The following is a 24,178-nucleotide window of genomic DNA, read 5'->3' as shown; positions in this document are numbered from 1 at the left end:
GAGAAGGAAGCGGCTGCTAACCTGGGCAGGTCTAGGCAGCAGCCGTTCATGAAAATTGCTTGGTTATTTCGGCTCGCTCTTCGTGTTATATCGTTTATCCCATTCCGTCAAAATGCTTGCCCGATTCTTGGCAATTTCGTTTAAATCATTTTTGATTAATTGCTTGATTGGATCCACTTTGTAACCTTCAGGAAGCTCAGTAGTATCGGTTTTGATAGCTAATATGGCATAATTTTTGTTGTATTCTTTCATAGCTTCATCTGTAATGGCCCAATCCAGGAACTGCTGGGACACTTGTTTAATCGTTTTCTTCTTAATAAGCGCATTAGCTTCTACGTCCCACCCGGAGCCCTCTTTCGGGAACACAACCTCTACCGGGGAACCGTTCTTTTTCTCCTGCAAGCCGCGATATCCAAATGAAATACCGATTGGGTACTCTCCCGTACCAGCCAACTTAGCCGGCTTCGAACCAGAATGAACATACATGGCAACATTATCATGCAATTTGTTCATATAGTCCCAAGCTTTATCTTTGCCCTCCAATTGGATTAATCCAGATACAGTCAGGAAGCCTGTTCCTGAGGAAGACGGGTTAGGCATCGTGATAAGCCCTTTATATTCCGGTTTAATTAAATCGGCATACGATTCAGGAATTGGCAATTTACGCTTCTCCATCTCTGTTTTGTTGACGATGAAAGCCGTTTCCCAAGCATCGATGCCAACCCAATGAGCCGGTACATTTTTATCTTTAAATTCAGGAAGTATGCGATCTACCCCTTGCGGAGCATAGGGTTCTAGCTGATTGCTTTGATCGAGCACCAGCAAACTTGTTGCCGCTAATCCCCAAACTATATCTGCTTGCGGATTGTCTTTCTCTGCCAGCAGCTTAGCCGTGATTACCCCTGTCGAATCTCGGACAATGTTAAGTTTAATATCGGGATATTTCTTTTTGTAACTAGCTAGATAGTTCTTGATCGCATCATCTTCAAGTGCCGTATACACCGTCAATTCCTTACTGGTTGAATCTATACTGCTTGTTCCAGCAGGACTTGCAGCTGCTCCAGGTGTTGATTCATTGATGGTTGCCGATTTGCCGCATGCCGATAATAAAGAAACCAATGTAACCGCAACGACTAAACTTCTAGTTAATTTTTTCATTGTTCCGATTCCTCTCCTGGTTATAATCTGTTCCTTCCGATTGTACACGCTCTTCTCTCTACTTTAATTTTGTAATGTCTGGGTGCAAAACATTGTTTTCGCTGATCAACTTTCGATCAAAGATCCCCCCCACATCGTTTTCCTTCAGTAACAAACATAAAAACAACTTAATTTAATTGATTTTAATTGTTTTTGGTTGTTTTTATAATCGAATTATAAGCTTTTCTTCTTGGGTGTGTCAACCACTTTAATGTCATCATAGGTGACATAAGAGCACTTTTTTTTCGAAATATCCCAAAAAAGATATAAATCAAGAATATTAACTCGATTGCGTCATGAAATATAACATTAACATCACGCGAAACCTCTGAAATATTCGAATTCATCGAAAGAATCACTAATAACGATTAAGAGGTCTACCCCGTATTACGGAGAAGACCTCTTATTTCACTTCTAAGGACGCTTATCTAGAATTGGAAAAAGCAGCTTCTGATTTGGCTTCGTATACATGTTCGTTTTCCAGATCACCTCCGAGCCCGTATCGATCCTTCCCTCCACCTTCTGCCCATTGCTCAGTTGAACTGCCGTCTTCAATGCGACATAACCCATATTGAACGGCTTTTGGACGACCATCGCCTGAATGATTTCTTCTTCCAGGAAGCCGATTTCTTCCATGGAACTGTCGAAGCCAATTAGCTTGATCTCACCGGGCTTCCTCCAGTCATGAAGCGCCTTTGCCGCGCCAAGCGTCGAAGGCTCATTTAATCCGACTATTCCTTGCAAATTCGGATAATCCTTGAGCAGCTGCAGCGTAATGTCGTACGCTTTTCCCGAAGATCCCTCGCTGTAATAGGTATCCAGGATTTGAAAGCCCATGTCCATTGGAATGGCAGCGCGAAGTCCGCTTTCTCTTTCAATGGATGTGGATGACCCTTTAATGAAATTAATAATAGCAACTTGCCCGCGATTAGGCAGCGTCTGGATCAGCGCTTCACCCGCTTTTTTGCCCGCTTCCACATTATCCGTCGCGATAAACGATTTGGAAATGCCTCCTTTGAGACCAGAGTCCACGGTAATTAAGGGAATGCCGGCTTTGACAATCTCGTGTGCAATGGGCACCGTTCGCTCGAAATCTAAGGCCGACAAGACAATCGCCTTGGGTTTCATCGCCATCGCTTCGCGCAATAGCCGGATTTGACCATCGACATCTTTTTCCGTCTCTGTGCCAATGACTTTCACTTCAGTCCCCGTCTCCGCAGCAGCGGCATTGACGCCTTGCTCGACGACCTGCCAAAATTCAATTTGTTTATCCATCGTCTTGGGTACAAAAACAATGGGCTGATTATTTTTACCTGCCACTTTTAAGCCATACATATAAATGCAAATCGACATGATCGCAATGACAATTAATAAAAGCCAGCGCTTCATTCGTCTTTCACCTCCAACTGCGAGTAAGGAATGCGCAGTGTGACCGCTGTCCCTTCTTCCAGTTCGCTTTCGAAAGACAAGCCATACCCTGAACCGTAAAACAATTGAATACGGTGATGCACATTCCAAACGCCAAGTCCCTGATCCTTAGAAGGCCCCAGTAAGCCTTGCAGCTTGGCTTTATCCATACCTAAACCGTTATCGCTTACCGTAATTTGAATGACTCCGTCAGCCATCCGGCCGTGAATGCGGATATGTCCCTGTTCTTCCATGCGCCTAATGCCATGGTAAATCGCGTTTTCTACGAGCGGTTGCAGAACAATTCTTAGTATCCGGCAGTCTTGGAGCTCTGGTTCAACCTCAATCTCGTAGGAGAATTTGCTCGTATATCGCATCGATTGAACGGTGAGATAATTAGCTAAATGCTCCATTTCCATGGAAATAGAAACCTCTTGTTCCCCTTTACCGATGCTGTAGCGCAGCATTTTGGAAAGTGCCATAGTCATTTTCACGACTTCTCTCATTTTGTTCGTTTCCGCCATCCAAATGATAGATTCCAGCGTGTTATACAAGAAATGCGGATTGATTTGAGATTGCAGCGCTTTGATTTCACTAGACCGAAGCAGCGCCTCTTCCTGGACAATTTGCTTCATGAGGTCTTTTATTTTAACAATCATGACATTGAAGGTTCTCGCTAATTTCCCGATCTCATCAGCTTGCGTAATGTCAGCTCGGATGTCAAAGTTGCCCTGCTCAACCTGTTTCATATTCGCTTCAAGCTTCTTAATCGGTCTGCTGAGTGTAAAAGACAGTACGATTGAAATACCCAGCGCGATGATCAAGCAAATACTGCCCCACAGAACCGTTGACAACTGCATTTTTTTCTTATTGCCAACTAGCTCTTCGGGATAAGTAACACCAACAATTTTCCAACCGAAATTCGTGGTTCGGATCGATAAGATTTTCTCGTGCTGATTTTCTTCCAAAGATAGCTGCCCGTCTTCCGAGGCTAAAATCGTTTCAATGGGTTCACTTTTCAAATTCGTATGTACGATCTGCTGCTGAGGATGATAAACGAGGTCACCTTCGGAATTGACAATAAACACATAACCTCTCTTACCTAGTTGAATATGGCTGCAAAGGTCATTAATGATCGTGTAGTTCAAATCAACCAGCAGCACGCCGGTCTTGTCTAATCGATCGTTGCCCCGAAATTGCTGGCTCATGGAGATGACCCATGGATATTCGTTCCGATAGACATGTTCAACTTCCGAAGAGGAGATATAGATGGAGCCGTTCTTCGCTTTCGTATACCAGTCCTGCGCAATTAACTCCGGATAGCTTTTCAGAGCGCTCTGCTCCCGGTCGGAGATCACGGCTCCATTGGAACCTATAAAAAGAATCGCACTAATGTCATTTCTGGATTGAACGATAACTTGAAGGGAGCTTTCAATAGTGTTTACCAGGCTTTGTCCTACTTCTGAATGTGGATCTGCCATCGTTAAATACTGTCTGATTTGCCCATTATTATATAGAAGAGACGAAATACTTTTCATATTATCGATGTACGTCTCAATGGTCGTTCCGACCTGATTGATCAGTTCATTCGTGTACTGCACAGAGTTTTCGGTAACAGAATCTGACGATTGGCGATACGTGTTATAACTCAAAATAAGCGTTGTGCCTATGATTAGACAAGAGAAGGCGACAGCTATGCTCGTGTGTATGCTTTTAAATCTAAAAAAACGCCGCTTATTCAAGAGAGATCCCCTCTCTACTTGCTGCTCTATATTCTTTGGGTGTCATCCCATGATGCCGTTTGAAAATCACGCTGAAATATTGCGGATCGCCATATCCAATCTTCGCAGCAATTTCATAGGCCTTCAAATTCGTCTCTGTTAACAATTCCTTCGCTTTGGCAAGACGTATCCATGTGACATATTCAATAAAGGATTGGCCTTTCTTTTGTTTGAACAGCCCACTGAAATAATTCATGCTCATATATACGTGCTGGGCCACATCATTCAGCGATAAATTCTCATTGTGATAGTTTTCTAAAATATACACTTCAGACCTGATTAACAATGAGTCTACATCCTGCGCCATTTTCAACATGACCTGTTCAAACAACTGCAAACATAACGACTCTAACCATACTTTTACTTCATCAAGTGTCTGGTAGGCTCTGACCTGCCCTAGAATATCTGCAGCCTCCAGTGCGTCATGGCCGGAATCCTCAAATAATTGAATGATGGAGACAAGAAACCTTTGCACATAAATGTAGCAGCGATCTACCGATGATTGCGAAGCGCGCAGCTCATGCATCCAGTCATTCAGCAGTTTGGCGAAAAGTTCTCTATTTCCCGTCTTCAGCGCTGCGATCAGCTTACGTTCCCATTCAGCATGATACACCTGCAGCTGGCCCCTGCCATGCACGATATCTTCAATAGAAATGATCTTATTTTTGCCGACTATAAATCGATAATCGAGCGCGGAAACCGCCTCGGAATAAGATTTAGACAACTCTTCCATCGCCTGGTACGGTCTGCCAATCCCGATCGAAACGCGAACTCTCACATACTTTTCTATGCACTGCACGGCTTGCTCCGCATACTTCTGGACAGCTAGAATCAAATAGGGCATTTCTCCGGCGAAAATGATGCCGATTCTCTCGTCTCTCGTTCGAAAGACAATACCTCCCTGCTCTAATTCGAAAATTTCGTGGACGATATTATACACGGCAAACCGCAGCAATTCGGTCTCCGAGTTTATTTTCGCAGCAATTGGATACATAAATTCTTCCACATCTAACGTTGCCGCCATAAAGTACGGCCCTGGGAGTGACAAGTGAAACAGAGCAAATTTATTCAGAATCTCCTCTTTCTTCAGATCGCTGGTTACCATGCGTTCTAAAAATTGCTCACGCAATAAAGGCAAGCTCATCTTTAGCTGGCTTTGCAGCCTGGATACATCTTCATTCCTTAACCGTTTCTCATCCAGCTCTATTCTCAAATGTTGTAAAATACCTGTAAACTCGTGATGACTAACAGGTTTCATCACATACTCATACACCTTCAGTTTTACGGCCTGCTTGGCGTATTCGAATTCCCCGAACCCCGTCATGATGATGACGGTAATATCCCGGTATCGATCGGCGATTGCAGCAGCAAGAGCCAGCCCATCCATATGGGGCATCGAAATATCCGTAATAATAACATCAGGCAGCCGAATTTCGAGGGAATCCAAAGCCTCTCTCCCATCACCGTAAGAGCCAACTAGCTCAAAGCCATAGGTCTCCCAATCTATTTTCTCACGAATACTCTCCCTTACAGCTTCTTCGTCGTCAACTATGATTAGGGAATACACCGAACCACCTCGGGTTAACAAATTCACTCTGAACCTCAACTCTATTCGAGAATAACGCTTACATTTCCTTTTATGAACAGGAATTTCTTTTTGAGAAAGAGGCTGCCCGCGTAGGAGCAACCTCATCTACTCTTAGTTATACAGCAGCGCCTTGATTTCAGCTGAGTCAATATTCGTTTTATCATACCAATGGAAGCCCGTATCTATGGTCTTCTCTACTTTCTCGCCTTTGCTCGCCATGACCGCGGCTTTGACGGACCAATAGCCAATGCCGATCGGATCTTGGGTAATGGCTCCTGCCATTTTGCCGCTCTTAATGGCATCAATTTGCGCTTTGCCCGAGTCATAGCCGATAATGACAAGCTTATCGTTTTTGAGCTCTGTTACCGCATTGACGACACCAATCGCCGAGCCTTCATTGGCTCCGAAAATGCCCTTCAGATTCGGATGCCCTTGAATGATGGCTTTGGCCAAATCGGTTGATTTCAATTGGTCGCCGCCGCCATATTGAATATCAACGATTTTAATGTTCGGATGCTTCGCTTTCATCTGATCTACGAAGCCATCTCGGCGATCAACACCGGTGCGGCTCGTTTGGTCATGGACAACAAGCGCAACTTCACCGGCATCGCCAATCTTCTCCGCCATTTTGTCAGCGGCGAGCGCTGCGGCTTTTTTGTTATCCGTTGCAGCTGTCGTAACGGGAATATCACTGTCTACGCCGGAATCGAAGCCGATAACCGGAATATTCGCGGATTTCGCTTTCTGCAGGAGCGAGACGGATGCTTTGCTGTCCAGCGCTGCGAAAGCGATGGCGGTAGGTTTTTTATCCAAAGCAGCTTGCAGCATTTCAATCTGTTTGTCGACCTGTGCCTCGGTTTCCGGGCCTTCGAAAGTAATATTCACGTCATATTCTTTGGCGGCCTTTTCTGCTCCTTGTTTCACTGCTTGCCAGAACTGGTGCTGAAAACCTTTGGAAATGACAGGAATATAAGGCTTTGAACCGTTAGAAGATGCTGGTTTTGCCGATGATGACGTGGTTGTACTGGATGTTGAGCTTGATCCGCAAGCAGCCAGAAGAGATACTGAAAGCGTTAATACTGCGGCAGTCATAACCATTTTACTCATTTTGTTTTTCATTTTTCCGTCTCCCTTTTACTTGAAATTGGTATATGAATTCTTACAAAGAAGGAATACCTGAGGTCATTATCCAGCCTTACGCCGACGCAGAATATCTGCATACACCGCAAGTAGAACCACAATACCGACGATAACCGTTTGCCATTCTTGAGGTACGGATAGAATCCTTAAGCCATTGGTCATCACACTCATAATCAAAGCCCCAATGACGGTTCCCAGTATGGATCCCTGACCGCCGCTTAACGAAGTGCCCCCGATGACGACCGCTGCGATGGCTTCCAACTCATACCCCATCCCAAGCGCCGGCTGCGCGGAATCTAATCTTGAAGCGATCATGACTCCCGCAATTCCGCTAAACAATCCGGTCAATACATAGATTGAAATTTTCCAGAAGCGGACGTTGACACCGGATAGCCGCGTTGCCTCCTCATTGCTGCCTAAAGCAAAGTTGTAGCGTCCAATAACGGTCTTCGTCAGCACCAGGCTTGAAATAATGGCTAGCCCGAAGAAGATCAGAATGGCATTCGGAACTGCCAAGCCCGGAATCACCTTCTCCAGTGCTGTGCCCATCACGATTTCACGAAATGCAGGCGTTTCATTGAAATAAATGGGTTTCGCATGCGAAATCACGAGTGACAAGCCTTTCGTCATCATCATGACAGCCAGTGTCGCAATAAACGGCGGAATATTCATCTTAGCTACAGCAAATCCGCTGAACAATCCGCAGAGAACACCTGTTACAATCCCTGCGAGTATCCCAATGGGAATCGGCAAATGCCAGTTCGTAATGAACACACCGGTCATTACAGCAGAGAAGGTCATAACAGTGCCGACGCTCAGATCAATGCCGCCAGCAATGATAACGAACGTTGAGCCTAGCGCCAGGACGCCGATTACAGCTGTTGATAAGAGGATCCCGACGATATTCGTGAACTGCAAGAAATTGCTGGAAGAGACAGAGAAAATAACAACTAAAAGGGCTAAACTGGCGAAAGCTAACAGTTTCTGTGTAGCGGCTGTCTTAGGAATGATTGGCTTCGAAGATTTCAAACTGCTTAATTGCATGGATGTCCATCCTTTCTTACTTGCGGCTTGTCGCTAATTTCATAATCTCTTCTTGGCTGGCTAGATCCCCTGGCAGCTCGCCGGTTATCCTGCCTTCGCACATCACCAGAACACGATGGCTTAAACGCAAAATTTCGGGCAGCTCGGAGGAAATCATGAGAATAGCTTTTCCCTGCTTGGCTAAATCCTCGAGCAGCGCATAAATCTCCGATTTAGCCCCCACATCGATACCTCTTGTCGGCTCATCGAAGATGAGAATCTGGCAATCGCGATGCAACCATTTTCCGATGACTACCTTTTGCTGATTGCCTCCTGACAGAAACTTAGCTTTCTGCTGAGCACTTGGCGTTTTTATTTTCAATGATTCCACATATTGGCCTGATACTTGTTCGATGCGACGATCTTTCATCCATCCGAAGCTGTTCCGGAATTTACGCAAGGATGGCAAGGCGATATTCGCTCCAAGCGCCATATCCACGACAAGCCCATATCGCTTGCGATCTTCTGAAAGATAACCTATTCCGTGTTTCACAGCATCATGGGTTCCGCGAATTCTCACTTTCTTCCCGTGCACATAGACTTCGCCAGTGTCCATAGGGTCTGCCCCAAAAATGGCTCGCGCCATCTCCGTTCGACCAGCTCCCATCAAACCAGCCACCCCCACTATTTCACCAGCATTCACCGTAAAATTGATATCCTTAAAGGCATTTCCTCTGCTCAAATTGCTGACCTGCAGGACAGTTTCCTTCAGTCCGGCTTGCAAGCTAGGCCGCTTCTCAACGACGATTTCCCTTCCAACCATCATCGAAATGATCGTATTCATGGACGTATCTTGGGTCTTTAACGTGGTGATATAACGACCGTCCCGCATGACGGTTATCCGATCGCTAATTCTTCTTAACTCTTCCATGCGATGAGAAATATAAACGATGCCTACACCGTTTTGACGCAGCTTCTCAATCATCCGGAACAGCTCGTTAATTTCCGCTTCCGTCAGTGCCGCGGTTGGTTCATCCATGATGAGTACCTCGGAATTGAAAGACAAAGCCTTGGCAATCTCAATCATTTGCTGCTTGGCTACACTAAGCTCCGATATTTTCATACGTGGATCCAAATTCAGGTTTAGTTGTTCCAGGAGCGCCTTCGTGTCGTCATTTATTTTCTTTTCGTCTAGTACAAATCGCAGCTTCTTACGCGGCTCCCGGCCAATGAACATATTTTGAGCTATGGTCAAATCGGGTATTAAGTTGAGTTCTTGATGAATGATGCTGATGCCTAGTCGTTGAGCTGCTTTTGTATCCGGGATCTGTACCTCTTTTCCTTTCAAAAGGAGGCGTCCGCCGTCTCTCTGGTAGATGCCGGTTAGGATCTTCATCATCGTTGACTTTCCGGCACCATTCTCACCAACCAAGGCATGGACCTCACCCGGCTTCAATTCAAATTGGCAGTTTGAGAGCGCTTGTACGCCGGGGAAATATTTATCAATACCTTCCATTTGCACGAGTGGATGTGTCACTTCTGTTGTTCACCTCAATATTGTTTACTGCTTTCATCTTAGCTGTAAACGCTTCAATTGAGAGTGGAGTATTTTCATGGAAAAGTCGAAAAATTACTGAATTATCGATGAACGATTGGATTTTGTTCGGGGATAAGAAAGGGGGAATAACACAATTGATGAGAACGCAAAATGACTCCCTACTGGGGAGTCTCCTTTTTCAGCTTGGCATTCTCTAGTTTCAGTTGCAGATTCTCTTCCGTTAGACTCTTCAATTCAGCCTGCTGAGCATTTATCTTCTGCCCCAAATCAATAAGCTGTATATCACGTAAAATAATCGTATTCGTTCTTTCTACGATTTGAATATCGCGCAAAGAAATTACGGTAGTCAACGAAGCGATTTGCTCATCTCGAGCGGAAATAGTGACACCGCGTTCGGCAATTTGATAATCTCGCGCCGCGATGATGAGGTTACGCTCTGCAATCTGCTCGTCCAGCGCAGCAATGACGACATTACGTTCTACGATTTGCCCGTCCCGCAAGGCGATAATGATATTGCGTTCGGCTATTTGTTCATCCCGTACAGCAATGATGGTATTACGTTCTGCTATTTGTTGATCGCGCGCAGCAATAATCGCATCTCGTTCGGATATTTGTTCATCGCGCGCAGCAATAACGGCATCTCGTTCGGATATTTCAGTTTCTCTTAAAACTACTAAAGCTTGCAGCCTTTCAATTTCTTTCTGGGCTGTTTCGAGATCAGCCTGAGTTTTTTTAAAATTTTTGCTGCACAGTGCCAATTGTTCGGCACAAGGAACTACAGCCTTCATTTTTCTTTTTTTTTGACGCTGTTTCTTAACATCTGTGGACTGTACATAGATTATCTTTTTGATGTCCACACGGTTAATTCCTTTCGCAAGAAAAATATAGAGACAAGTCTTGTACATTATAGCTTATTCACAATCCAATGATTATAATATTAGATTTTCGAATATTTTTCTTAATCTCTCCCTTTATACAAATAGAAGCATCTGAGGCGCTGCCTCAGGTGCTTCTGATGTTCAATCCATTATGCCTTCATTCTATACAGCTTGAAGCCACGTAATATCTTTTTGTGCCAATTGTTCCTTCCACTCCTTAGGAGCATCCACATTACTAACGATAATATCAATCTTGTTCAAATCCGCAATTTTATAAAATTGTACTTGTCCAAATTTCGAATTGTCCGTTACCACAACGCTAATTTTCGATTGGTCAATTAGTTTCCTCGCAAATTGCCCACGATCTTCATCGAAAGCCGTGATCCCTTTGTCCAACATAATGCCATCAATCGAAATAAAAGCTTTATCCACATAAAAGTTCTCGATCATTTTTTCAGCCATCGAACCAACGACACGAGACTGTAATGAACTTACTTTTCCTCCAATAAAGAAGATATCTCCGGAGAGGAGTTCCTTATTTTTATAATCAATAAGCAAGTAAAGGGCAGGAACTGAATTAGTAAGCACTGTCAAATTTTTCTTATTTAGCAAATAATCAATAATGTGCAGCGTCGTTGAGCCATCATCGATGAAAATGACCTCATTATCTTCCACCAAAGTAGCCGCTGAACGACCGATTATTCGTTTTTCTTCCGCATGTAATACTTCTCTCTTTAGGTGGGATGGTTCCTCACGGGAGATATTGATTTTGACGGCGCCGCCATATACCCGCTTCAACTTGTTTTCATCTTCCAATTCCTCGAGATATCTGCGAATCGTTTCAGAAGAAACATTCAGATTATCAACCAAGTCCGTCGTTTTTACTTTACCCTCAAGGTTAAGCAGGTTTAGTATATAGTCTTTGCGTTCTTCCCCAATTAATGACATGATTCCCTTCCTCCTGAAAAACTTTGTTTGTCCTTACTCATTATATGGCTTTACGTTTCGTTTGCCTATCTGTATTTAAAAAAATAACAGGAAGGGTAAGCGGTAACCCTCCATTCTATAAGGAATACATATTTTTGGTAAAATGAACGCATATTAACGTTGGCAATAGATTTTTTGATGAAACGGGAAGATGCCCATGTTATTTAAAAAGTGGTTCAAGAATAACCGTTCCGCCAAACATGTAGAACCCAAGGCTCCTCCAGCTAATCAAGGGAACAACGACTCTCCCATCATTTCGCAAGACATTTCAATTAATTTACAAAAAATTGAAGGACTATTCGCTGATTGTCAAGATCTAACCATCCTGCATTGGAGATATGGTCCCAGCCTCAATCATACAGCATTTTCAGTCTATTTTGAAACGTTGGTTCAAAAAAAAGAGCTTAATTACATGAAAGCCTCTGTTCAGGATCTTGTTACCCATGAGATTGGACCTGCATCGATGATCTCGCCAGAACAATTGATTGACTTTTTTGAACATAATGGCATCTCGTCACAAAGCGCCGTTGTTCTCGAAGATTTTAATAGTACTGTAAAAAGCATACTTGACGGACGAATCGTGATTTTCGTTAATTCCTGGGACCGCGCTCTCAGCTACAAAGTACCCAATTTCACAAAAAGACAAATTACGGAACCCTCTGCTGAATCCGTCGTGCAAGGTCCGCGTGAATCGACGGTCGAAGAACTGGATAAAAATATCGGGATGCTGAGGCAGCGTTTAAAAACGCCTAAATTCAAACTATTCTCGTTCACAGCTGGACATGAGCTGCAAACCGAGGTGGTCTATTGTTATTTAGAAGGGGCAGTAAACCCTGAAACACTAGACATCTTTAGGCAACGGCTCGAACCGGTCAAATCGTTAGAAATCGCGGAAACCTCTTACATAGAAAGCGCTATTGAAGATGTCACTTATACGCCTTTCCCTCAGTATCGTTATACCGAACGGCCGGATGTTGCTGTCTCTGCCTTGCTTGCTGGGAAGATTATCGTGATGGTCTCCGGTACTCCCTCTGTTTTGATTTGCCCTGGACTTTTCGTCGAGTTTTTCCAAACGAGCGACGATTATTACCAGAGAACGATTTACACATTTATGGTCCGCAATTTGAGGGTTATTGCCTTTCTTATAGCCCTCACCTTACCAAGCATCTATATTGCTTTATCCACCTTTAATCCTGAACTGATCCCTACGGTATTGCTGCTCGCTATACTAAATACGCGAGAAGGGATTCCTTTTCCCGCTTTCATGGAAGCGGTCATCATGGAGTTCTTCTTCGAGCTGCTTCGTGAAGCCGGTATTCGACTTCCTCGCCAAATTGGGTCTGCTGTAAGTATCGTAGGCGCACTTGTCATTGGCGATGCTGCGATTAAAGCTGGAATTGCTTCTCCAATCATGGTCATCGTCGTAGCTTTAACCGGGATTGCTTCCTTCTCGGTACCGCAATATAATTTTGCCATCGCACTTCGAATACTGCGATTTCCCCTTATGATCTTGGCCGCGACCTTAGGTCTATTCGGATTAATGATTGGCGCACTTTTACTTCTTTTGCATTTGCTTACTCTTCGATCCCTTGGACAACCTTTCTTATCTTCGTTCGCGCCTTTTCAAATTAAGCAATTAAGAGATGTTCTCATTCGTTTGCCGATGAAAACATTACTGAAATCACCAAGAAATCGCAATCAGCATAAATATCCGAATGATTAATAGAAGTGAATGGGAGGAAGGTCACTATGCGTTCTGTCGTTTCTACACTTTTGATTGTTTCCTCCCTCCTCCTCCTCACAGGGTGTTGGAATTCGACAGAACTGAACAACTTTGCTTTTGTACAAGGCGTAGCGATTGATAAAAAAGGCGATTCATCAATCGAACTGACGGTTCAATTCTTTAAACCGGGCAATCAACCGGATAACCCACAGGAAGCGGCAGGCAAGCATTATTTCAATATTACGACAGAAGGCAAATCCGTTTTTGAAGCGATTCGTAACATCACCGTATATTCCGGGCGCAAGGCGCAGTGGAGCCATTTGAGGATGATTATCATTAGCGATCAATTAGCCAAGACCCGAAGTGTTGGAGAAGTACTTGAGTACTTCTCCCGGGATCATGAGCCAAGAGCAACCTCTTATGTCATGGTAAGCCAAGGAAAGGCTGCCAGCTATTTAACAATAAAGCCCTATATTGAAAATACGGTTTCTCAGCAGTTTCGTGAGATGACCAATGTAGGTTCCAAATTTTCCGGAAAATCAATGAAAACGATTCTTTTAAACATCTCGTTGCAGATGGCCAGCGAAGTTGGCGATGCCACGATACCTTATCTCAGGATGGTGGAAACAGAAGGTCAGAGCCAACCGATTGTTGCAGGTATGGCACTTCTCAAAAAAGGGAAAATAATTGGCTCTCTTTCCCCCTTTGAAACACAAGGCCTGAAGATGCTAACGAATAAATTTAATGGTGGAATTATTACCCTTCCTTGCGGCAATGACTCGCCAGAGCTTAGGGAGTCCTACGAGGTTTCTGTTTTAAAATCAAAAATGGCCATTCAACTCAATGGAAATTCTTTAAACGGCGTTAAAATAGAGGTCTCCTTGGAGGGACCGGTAGGCGAACTTGTTTGTACTTCTTTATTAGATCAAGAACACTTCAAACAATTTGAAGACAAGATTAAAAAAGAAGTACAAATAAAATTAAAACAAGCCGTTGAGGCCCTCCAGAAGGAAAAAGTAGATGTCATTGGCGTTGGAAATAAGGTCTATGGGAAAGATCCAAAACTGTGGAAAAGTTGGAAACCCACCTGGGAAGATCGCTTTGCCCAAATCCCATTTACTTATGATATCAAAGTAAAGGTATACAGCACTGGCATGAAAGGCGGAAAGCCGTATTCTAAATAATTAAGGAGCGTACGTATGGCTATCAAAACAATCACCCTTCTCCTCATTTATGGCTCTCTGCTCATCCATGAATCCAAGTGTTGGAAAACATATTCCAAACGGCTTCAAATTGCCATTGCAGCTCTTCTTGCAGCTTCTGTGTATCTAACCTTGATCTTTGAATTTTCGCTGCAGTGGCCAAATCTGGATGATTTAGTGAAATTCATATTTCATCAACCAGCCCAACGAATCGTAGAAACCATCAAACTCCCATCCTAGAAATTCCATGAAGGAGAGTTAGGATTGAACCCTAAAGAATCTATAAGCGTTTGGCAGATGACGATTTTATTTCTAATCTTTGTGACAGGATCAGCAATTATTAACATCCCCTCGCCGCTAGCAACAGCAGCTAAGAATGGTGCCATCCTTTCTCTCCTTATAGCTAATGGGATGGGCTTATTGTTACTTGCATGCATTTTTCACTTGTACAAAAAGTTCCCGGATCTAACCATGATCGGCTACAGCGAGAAAATGATTGGACGTATAGGTACACTTCTACTTTCCATTCCTTTCTTAAGCGTAGCCGTCTTGATGCTATGTCATGTGGTGAACGATATCAGCGGATTTTGGACGAGTACAATGATGAGAGAAACGCCCAAATTCACCTTCGATGCTCTTATTATTTTAGTATCCGCGCTTACCGTGCGGGGAGGCATTGAGATCATAGCTAGAATGGCAAGTATTCTTGTCTTCTTCCTGCTCCTCTTTACCGCTCTTGTATTGCTGCTGGCTGTACCTTACTACCATGTTAGCTTCCTGTTCCCTCTCTTTCCGGACGGTTTCAAGCCTGTGCTGTATGGCGCGTACCAAGCATGGGGATTTCCATATGCGGAAATTATTCTGTTTGGACTTATTCTTCCTTTTGTACGCCCTGATAAGAACAAGGGTCTTGGCAAAAAATTGTTTAGCGCCATGCTTTTTAATGGGTTTTGCTTAATTACTACACTCACATGCTCCATCATGGCTATCGGACCACTAACTAGCGATAACAAATTTTCGATCTTTCAGATTGCCCGCCTCATTGAGGTTGCTGAAATTATTGAGAGGATTGAATCGATCATCGGTCTTGCACTCGTAGCTGGTTCGTATATGAAAGCCACAATCATTTTGTTCGTCGTGGCATTAATCCTTGCGCAGTTATTGAAGTTGCCGGATTACCGAGCTGTCGTTTTTCCTGTTGCACTCGTCGAATTCCTTCTCTCCGTTACGCTTTATAAGGATGAATCCGAGTTTGTCGATTTTGCCGTCACAATCGTTTGGCCGCTCTTCATTACTGTCGCTGGTGTTATACCTATATTCATCCTCACAGTCATTTCCTTTTTCAACCGCAAACCCAAGGAACCAGAATCTCTAAGCAGCACAAACATAGAAGCACATGCCGTCAACGAATGACTCCATTCCACCATTGATGGCATATGCTTCTTATTTAACGTTTTTCATATCGATCAATGGCTAGTTTTTGGATCTCTATCGCACGATCTATTTTGGACGATTTAATTTTACTTACATAACTATCAAAAGCTTCCACAGACTCTACGCCGAGTATAATTTTCAAAGACATCTCGTCGACCAGCGTTGTGACATCGTTCATGATGGAGGAAAGCTCTGCGCTTTCGAGCTCCGTTCTAGGAACTTGCGGCATCATATGTTGATCCACATTCGTATTCGACCAATCCAGAATAGCCGTTCTTTGCTGAGGTAACGTGTAGTACTGCTCCATATACCGGATATCTTGAACAAAAGGCCCAAAATAGCTGGACCGCGTATACATCGCTAGCGCTTGAGATGGAGCCAGCTTATCCCCGTTGCGCAAAACGAAATCGGAGTACGTCGGATAACCGTCTTTCATGGTGTAGCTCGTTCCCTCGATACCGAAGTTAAACAGCATGTGTCCTTCTTCGCTGTATCCGTAATCGAGCAGCTTGGCCGCCTCTTCTGCATGTTTGCTTTTACTCGAAATCGCTACGCCGCCTGTTCCTACATACGCATAACTGCGCTGTCCGAATTCCGGTTTGTCGCCTTTTTTCAAAACCGGGTATGGCGCGGCTGCGAACATCACGCCTTTTTCCTTCTCTTCCACGATAGGCTGCCATTTGCCAATTCCCGCGCCGGCATTCCAGATCGTTGCGCCGCTTCGTCCGCTAATCATATTCGAATCCATCGTTTTGGTATCCACAGTGGCTATATTTTTATCCAGCAGCCCTTCAGCATACCATTTATGGAACGTTGCGAGAAATTGTTTGTACCCTTGCTCCATAGCGCCAAATTTCACTTCACCTTTATCAAGGTAGAAACCTTTCTTGACCCCAAAAGCGCCAACGAAAGCACCGCCTTCAATGCCGAATAACGGATTCGGAACACCCAAAAAAGTTAAAGGAGCCTCGACACCTTTCTTCTCTTTAAAAGCCTTCAACACCGTGTACCACTCATCGATGGTCGACGGGGTCTGTAGACTGAGCTCATCAAGCCAATCCTTCCGGATTATCGGACCCTGATACGTGCGCAGCAGTTCATCCCCGCGAATAAATGGAAATACATAATAACTGCCATTGTCGGTCTTGACCTGCTTGTCGATATCCGGATGCTCCGCTAAATATTTCTTGAGATTTGGCGCATAGTTGTCAATAAGCTCATTTAATCTCAAAATATATCCATCGCTGATTGCCTTTTCCGGGCCGCCGGGATGGCTGTCCCATTCATATTCCATCATATCCGGCAAATCCCCGGACGCCAGAAGCACATTCATCGATTCTTTGGCCTGATTGGCTGGCGGTTGGATGAATTTGAGCCGGACGCCCGTTCTTTTTTGCCATTCTTGAAAAAATGGAATATCCTGGGTGTTCGGCTTTACGCTCGCGGCGTTGCCGTTAAGCTCAGCCCAATAAGTCAATGTTGTTCTGGCCGAATTGGGCTGACCTTCTCCCTGAGCTGCATCTTCTTGCTCAGCTGTCTTCCCCGGCGAGGCGGAGGGGAACACAGCGGAACAGGCCGTTAGCGTGAGGGCGCTGATCGCCATGCACAGGAAGAGTATTTTTTTACGCATTCTCATCTGGTGAACCTCCATCAGCTGGGATCTTACCGAGCAGATCCGTGCATTTCTTTGTATTTCCCAGGCGTGATCCCCTCATATTTTTTGAAAACACGAATGAAAGTCGCCACTTCATTGTAGCCGACGCTCTTGGCAATTTCGGAAATCGAGTCCTGCTTGTAGCCAATCATTCGCTTGGCCTGTTGAATCCGGAATTTCGTAATATAATCCAGCAAGCCTTCGCCGGTTCCATCCTTGAACAGCTTCGAAACATAGCTTCCCTTGAGCTCGAAGCGCTCGCCAATGGTATTGACGTTCAGGTTCGCATCCTGGTAATGATCCTCAATGTAGCGAGTTACATTCGCAATCAGCTCACGCAGCGTCTCAGCGCGTTCTTTGGATGAGTTCGATTCCATTTTGGCCGCAGCATGGGCGCACACTTCTTTGAGCAAGGCAAGCAGCTCCTGCTGCATTTCGAGAATCGTGTCGCACGCGATGATGGAATCCATCCAAAGCGGATTATCGCCAAGCAATCGACTATCGCCGTCCCCCAGCTCATTAATCGCTTTCACCATCGTACCCACAAGATTAAAAATTAAGCATCTTGCCAGCGTAAGCGACACCAGCGGCTTATTGAAATTCCGCTCCATAATCTCGTTCATGCTCGAAGAAGCAGACTCATAATCGCCAATTTTAATCAAATTGATAATTTGCTGCTCCACTTGCAGTGGATAATAATAACCTAATTGAAGCTTATCCGCTGAATCGATCCGAATTTCATCATACGTAATGATCTCGCTTTTCCCTCGAACCATCTTATATTCCATCGCATCCAGGGCTTCGCGATAAGCCTGCGCCACCCCGAAAAGGGAGGAATGAATGCCTCCAATCGATATGGTGAGATCCATGTGAAACCGCAGCAGAAATCTCTGGGCCTCAGAGGCAATCCAGCTTAGGTCTTCCTTCAGCTCAGCTGCCTCATTGTCAGCAAAATTGACTAAACAAACCATCATATCGTCAACTTCCGCGACATATCCGGCATGATCGCGATGTCCGACAAGTTCTTCTACCACGTTGGTAATGATGAACTGAATCAGCTTCCGCCTTTCATTCATATCCATCCCCGGCAAATTGGAGGAAAGCTTTTCATTATTTTCAACAGCAAATAAAATAACTGCGAATTCATTGGATATGAGCTCCATATCGAAAGATTTGAACGCTTCCTCATACGAAATGAGGGTATCGATCTTCCCTTTCAGCAGCCGGTTCAACATATTGGAGCGCAGGACATATTGGTGTGATTGCAATTGCAGCTCAATCTGATCCTTTTCACTGCGGGTATCGGAGATGACTCGCTGAATGAAGCTCAGCTCATTCCCGTCTGTCCGCTCCTCAGCGGAATGCTTGTCCGAGAGAGACTGTACAAGCCGTTGAATCGGCGAATAGTTGCGACGCATGAAAAACCAGGTTAACACGCCGGCTCCAATAAGCGAAATCAGGATGCTGACATAGGTGAAGTTGCGAACATATTCCGCCTTCTCCCAATAAATTCCGCTGGGAATAACCAGCACATATTTCAAATCAGAAACCGCCGATTGCATATAAAAGAGTTCTGAATCCCCGTTCTTTGCCGGTGAATACGCCACATGATCCGGATCTAACGCCTGTTCCAGAATCAAGTTGGTATTCACCGATACAGGCAAATTGGAAAGCAGAACTTGATTGTCATGGTTAAGAATTAATATTTGCCCCCCGCTAAATCCAGAAATCGTTTCCATGGCTTTCTGGAATCGCTCGAGATCCGCCATTACAACGACGGTCCCCGTTTGTTTCCCGTTCAAATCTTTGGGGAGATGAGCAATATAAGCGATGGAGGTTTGCGGACTCTCCGCATCCGTATGCGGCAGTAACAGAAACTGATTATTCGCAGCATTATTAATCGTATCCAGCCACTGCTCGTATCGGAGTGTGCCTGTATTATGTATCGTATCGAATGCTGTTTTCATATCACGGACATTGCCAGGCCGAAGAATGGAAGACGTCTGATCCCAAGTCACATAGAACTCGTCAATCGTCGCATAGGAGGTCTGGTACATCCGAAACTCCTTTACTAATTGAAAAGCAAGGAATTGATCGTCACTTTGACGGATGTTGGAATACATCAAGGATTGCAGCTTCGCATTCCAGGTGATCTCCATATTCAATCGTTTCATTAAATCGATTTGTGCGTCGATCGTGTAGCGCACTTGCTTGAGTAAAGAATCATTGGCCCGGTGAATCTCGCTTTTTAACGCATTGCTAGATTGTGAATAAATAATTAGGCTCATCATCATTGGGATGAACAAAACTGCGCTATAGGAGATTAGCCACGTAAAAATTATGCTTTTTCTTTTTCGCCATAGAAAACCGATGTTCAATATGGACCTCCTCCCATTGGTTGATCGATACAAGTCTGAAGGGATTGTCTCCACTTCCCTATATTATACCTCTATATACAAGGGGAGGAATGTCCAAAATGACAAATCGGATTGACAAAAGCTCTATTCGGGCCGGATTTTAGCGGTTTTATCCCTTTAATGAACCAACCATAACCCCTTTGACGAAGAAACGTTGAACAAACGGATAAATGCATAGCACCGGCAAAGTTGCCACAACGATCGTAGCATACTTAATGGTTTCACCAATTTGATGACGGTCGCCCGCATCCGCGCCGACGGACATCCCGTCCGTTGAATTGGCGATCAGAATTTCGCGGAGCACAAGCTGCAGCGGGAACAGATCCCGGCTTTTAATAAACACGGAAGCATAGAACCAACCGTTCCATTTATCCACAGCATAGTACAGGATCATAACGGCAATGACTGGCATAGAGAGCGGAATAATGATTCGGAACAAAATGGTAAAATGGTTCGCGCCATCGATTTTGGCCGACTCCTCTAAGCTGTCCGGGATGGACATGAAGGCTGTGCGCATGATGATCAGGTTGAACGTACCGATGGAGAACGGAATAATCGTCGCCCATAGGGAATCAAGCAGGCCCACATTTTTGACAACCAGATATAAGGGAATTAAGCCGCCATGGAAAAACATGGTGAACACGATGATGAGCATGAACGTCTTGTTCCAGATGACATTTTTACGGGAAAGCACATACGCCCCCAGCGCTGTCATCAGCAAATTCACCGTAACGCCAGCGACAACGATGAACAGCGTATTCCGGTAACCGATGAGAATGCCCGGATTTTTCATGACACCTTTGTAAGCTTCCAAGCTGAAACCAAGTGATTTGAACAAAATTCCTTTGTGCGCAACTAATCGGCCCGCATCGCTTAACGAGGCAAACAGCACGTAAAGCAGCGGATATAAGGTTACAATGACTAGCGCGATCAGGATTAAATAAATAGCGGCATCGAACAATTTTTCAAGGATGCTAGTTTGTTTTTTCATAGCCTTCACCTCACCATAGACTGCTTTCGTTAACTTTGCGGCTAATATAGTTCGCTGTAATCAGCAGGATCAGGTTGATGACCGAATTAAATAAACCTACGGCTGAGCTGTAACTCCATCCGAACTCTAATAGCCCTTTGCGGTAGACGAAAGACGAGATCACGTCTGCGGTTTCATAAGTTACAGGGTTATACAGGAGAATAATTTTCTCAAAACCCACATTCAACAAATTCCCCATCCGCAAAATAAACATAATCGCAATCGTTGGCATAATCCCCGGCAGCGTAATATAAATTATTTGCTTCCATCTGCTAGCCCCGTCCATTCGGGCCGCCTCATACTGCTCCTGGTCAATGCCCATTAATGCAGCAATATAAATGATGGACTCCCAACCAATTCGCTGCCAAATTTCCGACAGAATGTAGATCGGACGGAATAAATCCGGCTTCTGCAGCATCGCTTGTCCGTCGTAGCCGAAAACCATCATGATCTTATTAATAACCCCGTCCGCATTCGTAAAATCGGTAATAATCCCGCAAATAACGACCATCGAGATAAAATACGGCATGTACGTGATCGTTTGAGCTACCCGCTTAAACATTTTGCTGCGCACTTCATTAATAAGCAAGGCCAAAATGATCGGTGCCGGGAATTCAAACACCAAAGAATACAAGGAGATAACGATCGTATTTTTCAAAATCCGCCAGAAATAATAGCTGCCAAAAAAGTCTTGGAAATGCTTAAACCCGATCCAAGGGCTGCCCAGTATCCCTTTCATTGGCGAATATTCTTTAAATGCGATCAAGGCTCCGTACATCGGTGCGTAGTGAAAAATAAGGTAATAAGCAAGAACAGGAACCATCATCAGATATAAATATTTGTTTAAAACGAAGTCGCGGACATAACGGTTCACGTCCACTTTCTTCCTTGCAAGCTGCGCTTTCTCAAGCGGTCTGGCACTCTCCACCTTATCCTCACCCCAATTCAAAGTAGGAGAGAGGGCTGCTATAAGCCCTCCCTTTCTATACTCCCATGCTTACCGCTTGTTGTAGCGGTCAAGTGCTGCTTTTTGAATCGCAATCGCGCGATCCAGGTTCAGCGACTTCATTTTGGCAATGTAGCTTTCATACTGACTAACCGGCTCGTTGCCTAGGATGATTTTGAGCGTCATCTCATCGACCAACGTGTTGACGTCGTTCATGATTTTCGCGTATTCCGAGCTCTCTTCTGGTGTAGGTGTGAGCGGCGGCAAGCTGTATTTGTCCGCATCCGTTTTCTTCCAAATATCCACGGCTGCCCGCTGTGTAGGCATCGTAAAGAACTGTTCCGCATACCGTTTATCTTGGATAAATGGACCGTTGTAGCTGCCGCGTACGTACATGGACATCGCTTGTGCAGGAGCTAATTTATCTGGATTTTTCATCAACAAATCCGTATATTTCGGATAACCGCTCTCCATCTTGTAGCTGACGCCTTCCGTTCCGAAGTTGAAGAACATCCGGCCTTCCTCCCCGTAGCCATAATCAAGTAATCTTGTAGCTAATTCAGGATCTTTCGCTTTGGAAGTAATCGCTACGATACCTCCGGAAGAATATGGCTTATCCTTTTGACCGAATTTCGGCGTATCGCCTTTTTTCAGCACAGGATACGGCGCTGCAACCAATTGCGCTTTCGGATCTTTGGCTTGAACGAGCGGCTGCCATTTGCCGATCCCGCCGCCAGCGTTGCCGATACTTGCGCCAGTGCCGCCTGAAGCGAAGCTGCCATCCAAGGCTTTCGTATCAACCGTGGCAATATTTTTATCCAGAAGGCCGTCTTTATACCAGCTATTAAACAAGCCCAAATACTCTTTGAAGCCCTTTTCTGCAGGTCCGAATTTAATGTCCCCGTTCTCTAAATAGAAACCGCGGTTAACGCCAAAGGCTCCTAGGAATGCGCCATTATAAGATTCATTAAAGAAACGCGGCTTGGAGATGAAAGAAAGCGGTGCGGCTGCTCCTTTCTTCTCTTTGAACGCTTTGAGCGTCGTCGTCCACTCATCAATTGTTTCCGGCACAGGAAGCCCTAGCTCGTCCAGCCAGTCCTTACGGATAATCGGACCTTGGAACACTTGGAGATATTCATCTCCTCTAATGAAAGGAAACGCATAGTAGCTGCCGCTATCCGTTTTGACCATTTTGTCAATTTCCGGGTGTTCCTTTAAATATTTCTTCAAATTAGGCGCGTATTGATCGATCAAATCATTCAATTTGAGAATGTAACCATCCTTAATCGCTTTCTCAGGCCCACCTGGGAAATCGCTTAGGAAGTTGTACTCGATCATATCCGGCAAATCTCCGGACGCCAGCATAACGTTAAGAGCTTCTTTCGTTTGACCTGTCGGTGGCGCAGTGAATTTAAGCGGAACGCCCGTTTTCTTTTGCCAATCTTGGAAGAAAGGCACATCGCTATGGGTTGTTTTGACACCCGTTAGGTTACCGTTTAACTCCCCCCAGTAGGTGAGGGTTTTATCCGTTTTGATCGGATACGTAGTAGCTGTCGCCGCTCCAGTCGATTTCGTATCTTTGGTGGCAGGTGCAGATTCCGTCTGAGGGGAGCAAGCGATCATCGTGCTCATCAACATGACGGTCATTGTGGAAGCTAACATTTTCTTCATTCATTGACCCTCCATTATGGTTATGGTGAGATGCATCTCTTCCTTAAGCCTACTCGAAGGATGAGCCCGTTCCTATGCGTAAAATGAGAAAACGCATGATGATTTTATATGGGATCATTGATGATTTCTCCAAAACAATCGGCGATTTCGCAAAAAAACGTCTTTGTAGATGGCTTAGAAATTGGCTGCATAGATGACTGGGACGTAGATTGGGAAGATGACCGGGAGGATGGCTGGGAGACAAAAAAGAAGCGCTCCCTCGGTCATTGGATGACTTGGGAAAGCTTCTTTTTTATGGAGCCGAATCTAATAGTGGGAAAAACTACCTTTATTCAAGCAAGTCTCCACTAAATAAATCTAATAACTGGAAAAATCACCTTTAATTATCTCCTTTAACCCTGTTTCCAAGCTCAATCGTCCGCATTAACAGGAGAAATGGACCTCTGTCAAGAAAGTGGACACTCTTATCCCGTTTTTTTGTTCTTGAACTGCGCAGCAAAGCGAGCTGGTGACATGTAACCTATCGCACCGTGGATTCGCTT

19 protein-coding genes are annotated in these 24,178 nt (G+C 44.7%); 5 read left to right on the top strand and 14 right to left on the bottom strand.

The annotated features are described in order from the left end of the window. Nucleotides 1–63: 63 nt before the first annotated feature. The 9 genes from AC58UW_RS29350 to AC58UW_RS29310 all read right to left on the bottom strand — a co-directional run bounded on the left by AC58UW_RS29350 (nucleotide 64) and on the right by AC58UW_RS29310 (nucleotide 11,520). Nucleotides 64–1,158: a putative 2-aminoethylphosphonate ABC transporter substrate-binding protein gene (locus AC58UW_RS29350; protein ID WP_497424106.1), complete on the bottom strand. Its 1,095-nt coding sequence runs from the start codon at nucleotides 1,156–1,158 to the stop codon at nucleotides 64–66. Nucleotides 1,159–1,611: 453 nt separating this feature from the next. Beyond that, the gene (locus tag AC58UW_RS29345; RefSeq protein ID WP_497424105.1) at nucleotides 1,612–2,586 is read right to left on the bottom strand and encodes a substrate-binding domain-containing protein; all 975 of its coding nucleotides are present in this window, start codon (nucleotides 2,584–2,586) and stop codon (nucleotides 1,612–1,614) included. Further along, the gene (locus AC58UW_RS29340; protein ID WP_497424104.1) at nucleotides 2,583–4,346 is read right to left on the bottom strand and encodes a sensor histidine kinase; all 1,764 of its coding nucleotides are present in this window, start codon (nucleotides 4,344–4,346) and stop codon (nucleotides 2,583–2,585) included. The genes AC58UW_RS29345 and AC58UW_RS29340 overlap by 4 nt, the downstream gene beginning before the upstream one ends. Beyond that, nucleotides 4,339–5,979: a response regulator gene (locus tag AC58UW_RS29335; RefSeq protein ID WP_497424103.1), complete on the bottom strand. Its 1,641-nt coding sequence runs from the start codon at nucleotides 5,977–5,979 to the stop codon at nucleotides 4,339–4,341. Before AC58UW_RS29335 ends, AC58UW_RS29340 begins: the two co-directional genes overlap by 8 nt. Nucleotides 5,980–6,084: 105 nt before the next feature. Beyond that, the gene (locus tag AC58UW_RS29330; protein ID WP_497424102.1) at nucleotides 6,085–7,092 is read right to left on the bottom strand and encodes an ABC transporter substrate-binding protein; all 1,008 of its coding nucleotides are present in this window, start codon (nucleotides 7,090–7,092) and stop codon (nucleotides 6,085–6,087) included. 66 nt (nucleotides 7,093–7,158) lie between these two features. Next, entirely contained in the window at nucleotides 7,159–8,157 is a 999-nt protein-coding gene (locus AC58UW_RS29325) for an ABC transporter permease (RefSeq protein ID WP_497424101.1), read from the bottom strand. Nucleotides 8,158–8,173: 16 nt separating this feature from the next. After that, on the bottom strand, nucleotides 8,174–9,673 hold the full coding sequence (locus AC58UW_RS29320; RefSeq protein WP_497424100.1) for a sugar ABC transporter ATP-binding protein: 1,500 nt from the start codon (nucleotides 9,671–9,673) through the stop codon (nucleotides 8,174–8,176). 179 nt (nucleotides 9,674–9,852) lie between these two features. After that, entirely contained in the window at nucleotides 9,853–10,551 is a 699-nt protein-coding gene (locus AC58UW_RS29315; RefSeq protein WP_497424099.1) for a hypothetical protein, read from the bottom strand. 183 nt (nucleotides 10,552–10,734) lie between these two features. Next, on the bottom strand, nucleotides 10,735–11,520 hold the full coding sequence (locus AC58UW_RS29310) for a DeoR/GlpR family DNA-binding transcription regulator (RefSeq protein ID WP_497424098.1): 786 nt from the start codon (nucleotides 11,518–11,520) through the stop codon (nucleotides 10,735–10,737). 190 nt (nucleotides 11,521–11,710) lie between these two features. On the opposite strand from AC58UW_RS29310, the gene AC58UW_RS29305 reads away from it, so the two are divergent. The 4 genes from AC58UW_RS29305 to AC58UW_RS29290 are packed head-to-tail and all read left to right on the top strand — an operon-like array spanning nucleotide 11,711 to nucleotide 15,897. After that, on the top strand, nucleotides 11,711–13,282 hold the full coding sequence (locus AC58UW_RS29305) for a spore germination protein (protein ID WP_497424097.1): 1,572 nt from the start codon (nucleotides 11,711–11,713) through the stop codon (nucleotides 13,280–13,282). Nucleotides 13,283–13,308: 26 nt separating this feature from the next. Beyond that, complete coding sequence (locus tag AC58UW_RS29300; RefSeq protein WP_497424096.1) at nucleotides 13,309–14,466, top strand: Ger(x)C family spore germination protein; 1,158 nt, start codon at nucleotides 13,309–13,311, stop codon at nucleotides 14,464–14,466. Nucleotides 14,467–14,481: 15 nt separating this feature from the next. Continuing rightward, nucleotides 14,482–14,724, top strand: coding sequence for a hypothetical protein (locus AC58UW_RS29295; protein ID WP_497424095.1), 243 nt, complete (start codon nucleotides 14,482–14,484; stop codon nucleotides 14,722–14,724). A gap of 24 nt (nucleotides 14,725–14,748) precedes the next feature. Continuing rightward, nucleotides 14,749–15,897: a GerAB/ArcD/ProY family transporter gene (locus tag AC58UW_RS29290; RefSeq protein WP_497424094.1), complete on the top strand. Its 1,149-nt coding sequence runs from the start codon at nucleotides 14,749–14,751 to the stop codon at nucleotides 15,895–15,897. Nucleotides 15,898–15,931: 34 nt separating this feature from the next. Here AC58UW_RS29290 and AC58UW_RS29285 read toward each other — a convergent pair whose 3' ends face one another. From AC58UW_RS29285 to AC58UW_RS29265, 5 genes are all read right to left on the bottom strand, one after another. Further along, on the bottom strand, nucleotides 15,932–17,554 hold the full coding sequence (locus AC58UW_RS29285; RefSeq protein WP_497424093.1) for an extracellular solute-binding protein: 1,623 nt from the start codon (nucleotides 17,552–17,554) through the stop codon (nucleotides 15,932–15,934). A 26-nt stretch (nucleotides 17,555–17,580) separates the two neighbouring features. Further along, a complete protein-coding gene (locus AC58UW_RS29280) occupies nucleotides 17,581–19,860 on the bottom strand; it encodes a helix-turn-helix domain-containing protein (protein WP_497424092.1) in 2,280 nt (759 codons plus the stop codon). Nucleotides 19,861–20,098: 238 nt separating this feature from the next. Next, nucleotides 20,099–20,980, bottom strand: coding sequence for a carbohydrate ABC transporter permease (locus tag AC58UW_RS29275; RefSeq protein WP_497424091.1), 882 nt, complete (start codon nucleotides 20,978–20,980; stop codon nucleotides 20,099–20,101). Between the two features lie 10 nt (nucleotides 20,981–20,990). Then, nucleotides 20,991–21,845 (bottom strand): ABC transporter permease, encoded by an 855-nt coding sequence (locus tag AC58UW_RS29270; RefSeq protein ID WP_497424162.1) that lies wholly within the window; start codon nucleotides 21,843–21,845, stop codon nucleotides 20,991–20,993. 171 nt (nucleotides 21,846–22,016) lie between these two features. Next, nucleotides 22,017–23,636 (bottom strand): extracellular solute-binding protein, encoded by a 1,620-nt coding sequence (locus AC58UW_RS29265; protein WP_497424090.1) that lies wholly within the window; start codon nucleotides 23,634–23,636, stop codon nucleotides 22,017–22,019. Between the two features lie 108 nt (nucleotides 23,637–23,744). Between AC58UW_RS29265 and AC58UW_RS29260 the strand changes: the two genes are divergently transcribed. Continuing rightward, on the top strand, nucleotides 23,745–23,987 hold the full coding sequence (locus AC58UW_RS29260) for a hypothetical protein (protein ID WP_497424089.1): 243 nt from the start codon (nucleotides 23,745–23,747) through the stop codon (nucleotides 23,985–23,987). Nucleotides 23,988–24,178 lie beyond the last annotated feature (191 nt).

The sequence above is a fragment of the Paenibacillus sp. J22R160 genome (assembly GCF_059692135.1).
Note: the sequence above shows the minus strand (reverse complement) of the source record. Positions and strands in the feature narration are given on the sequence as shown.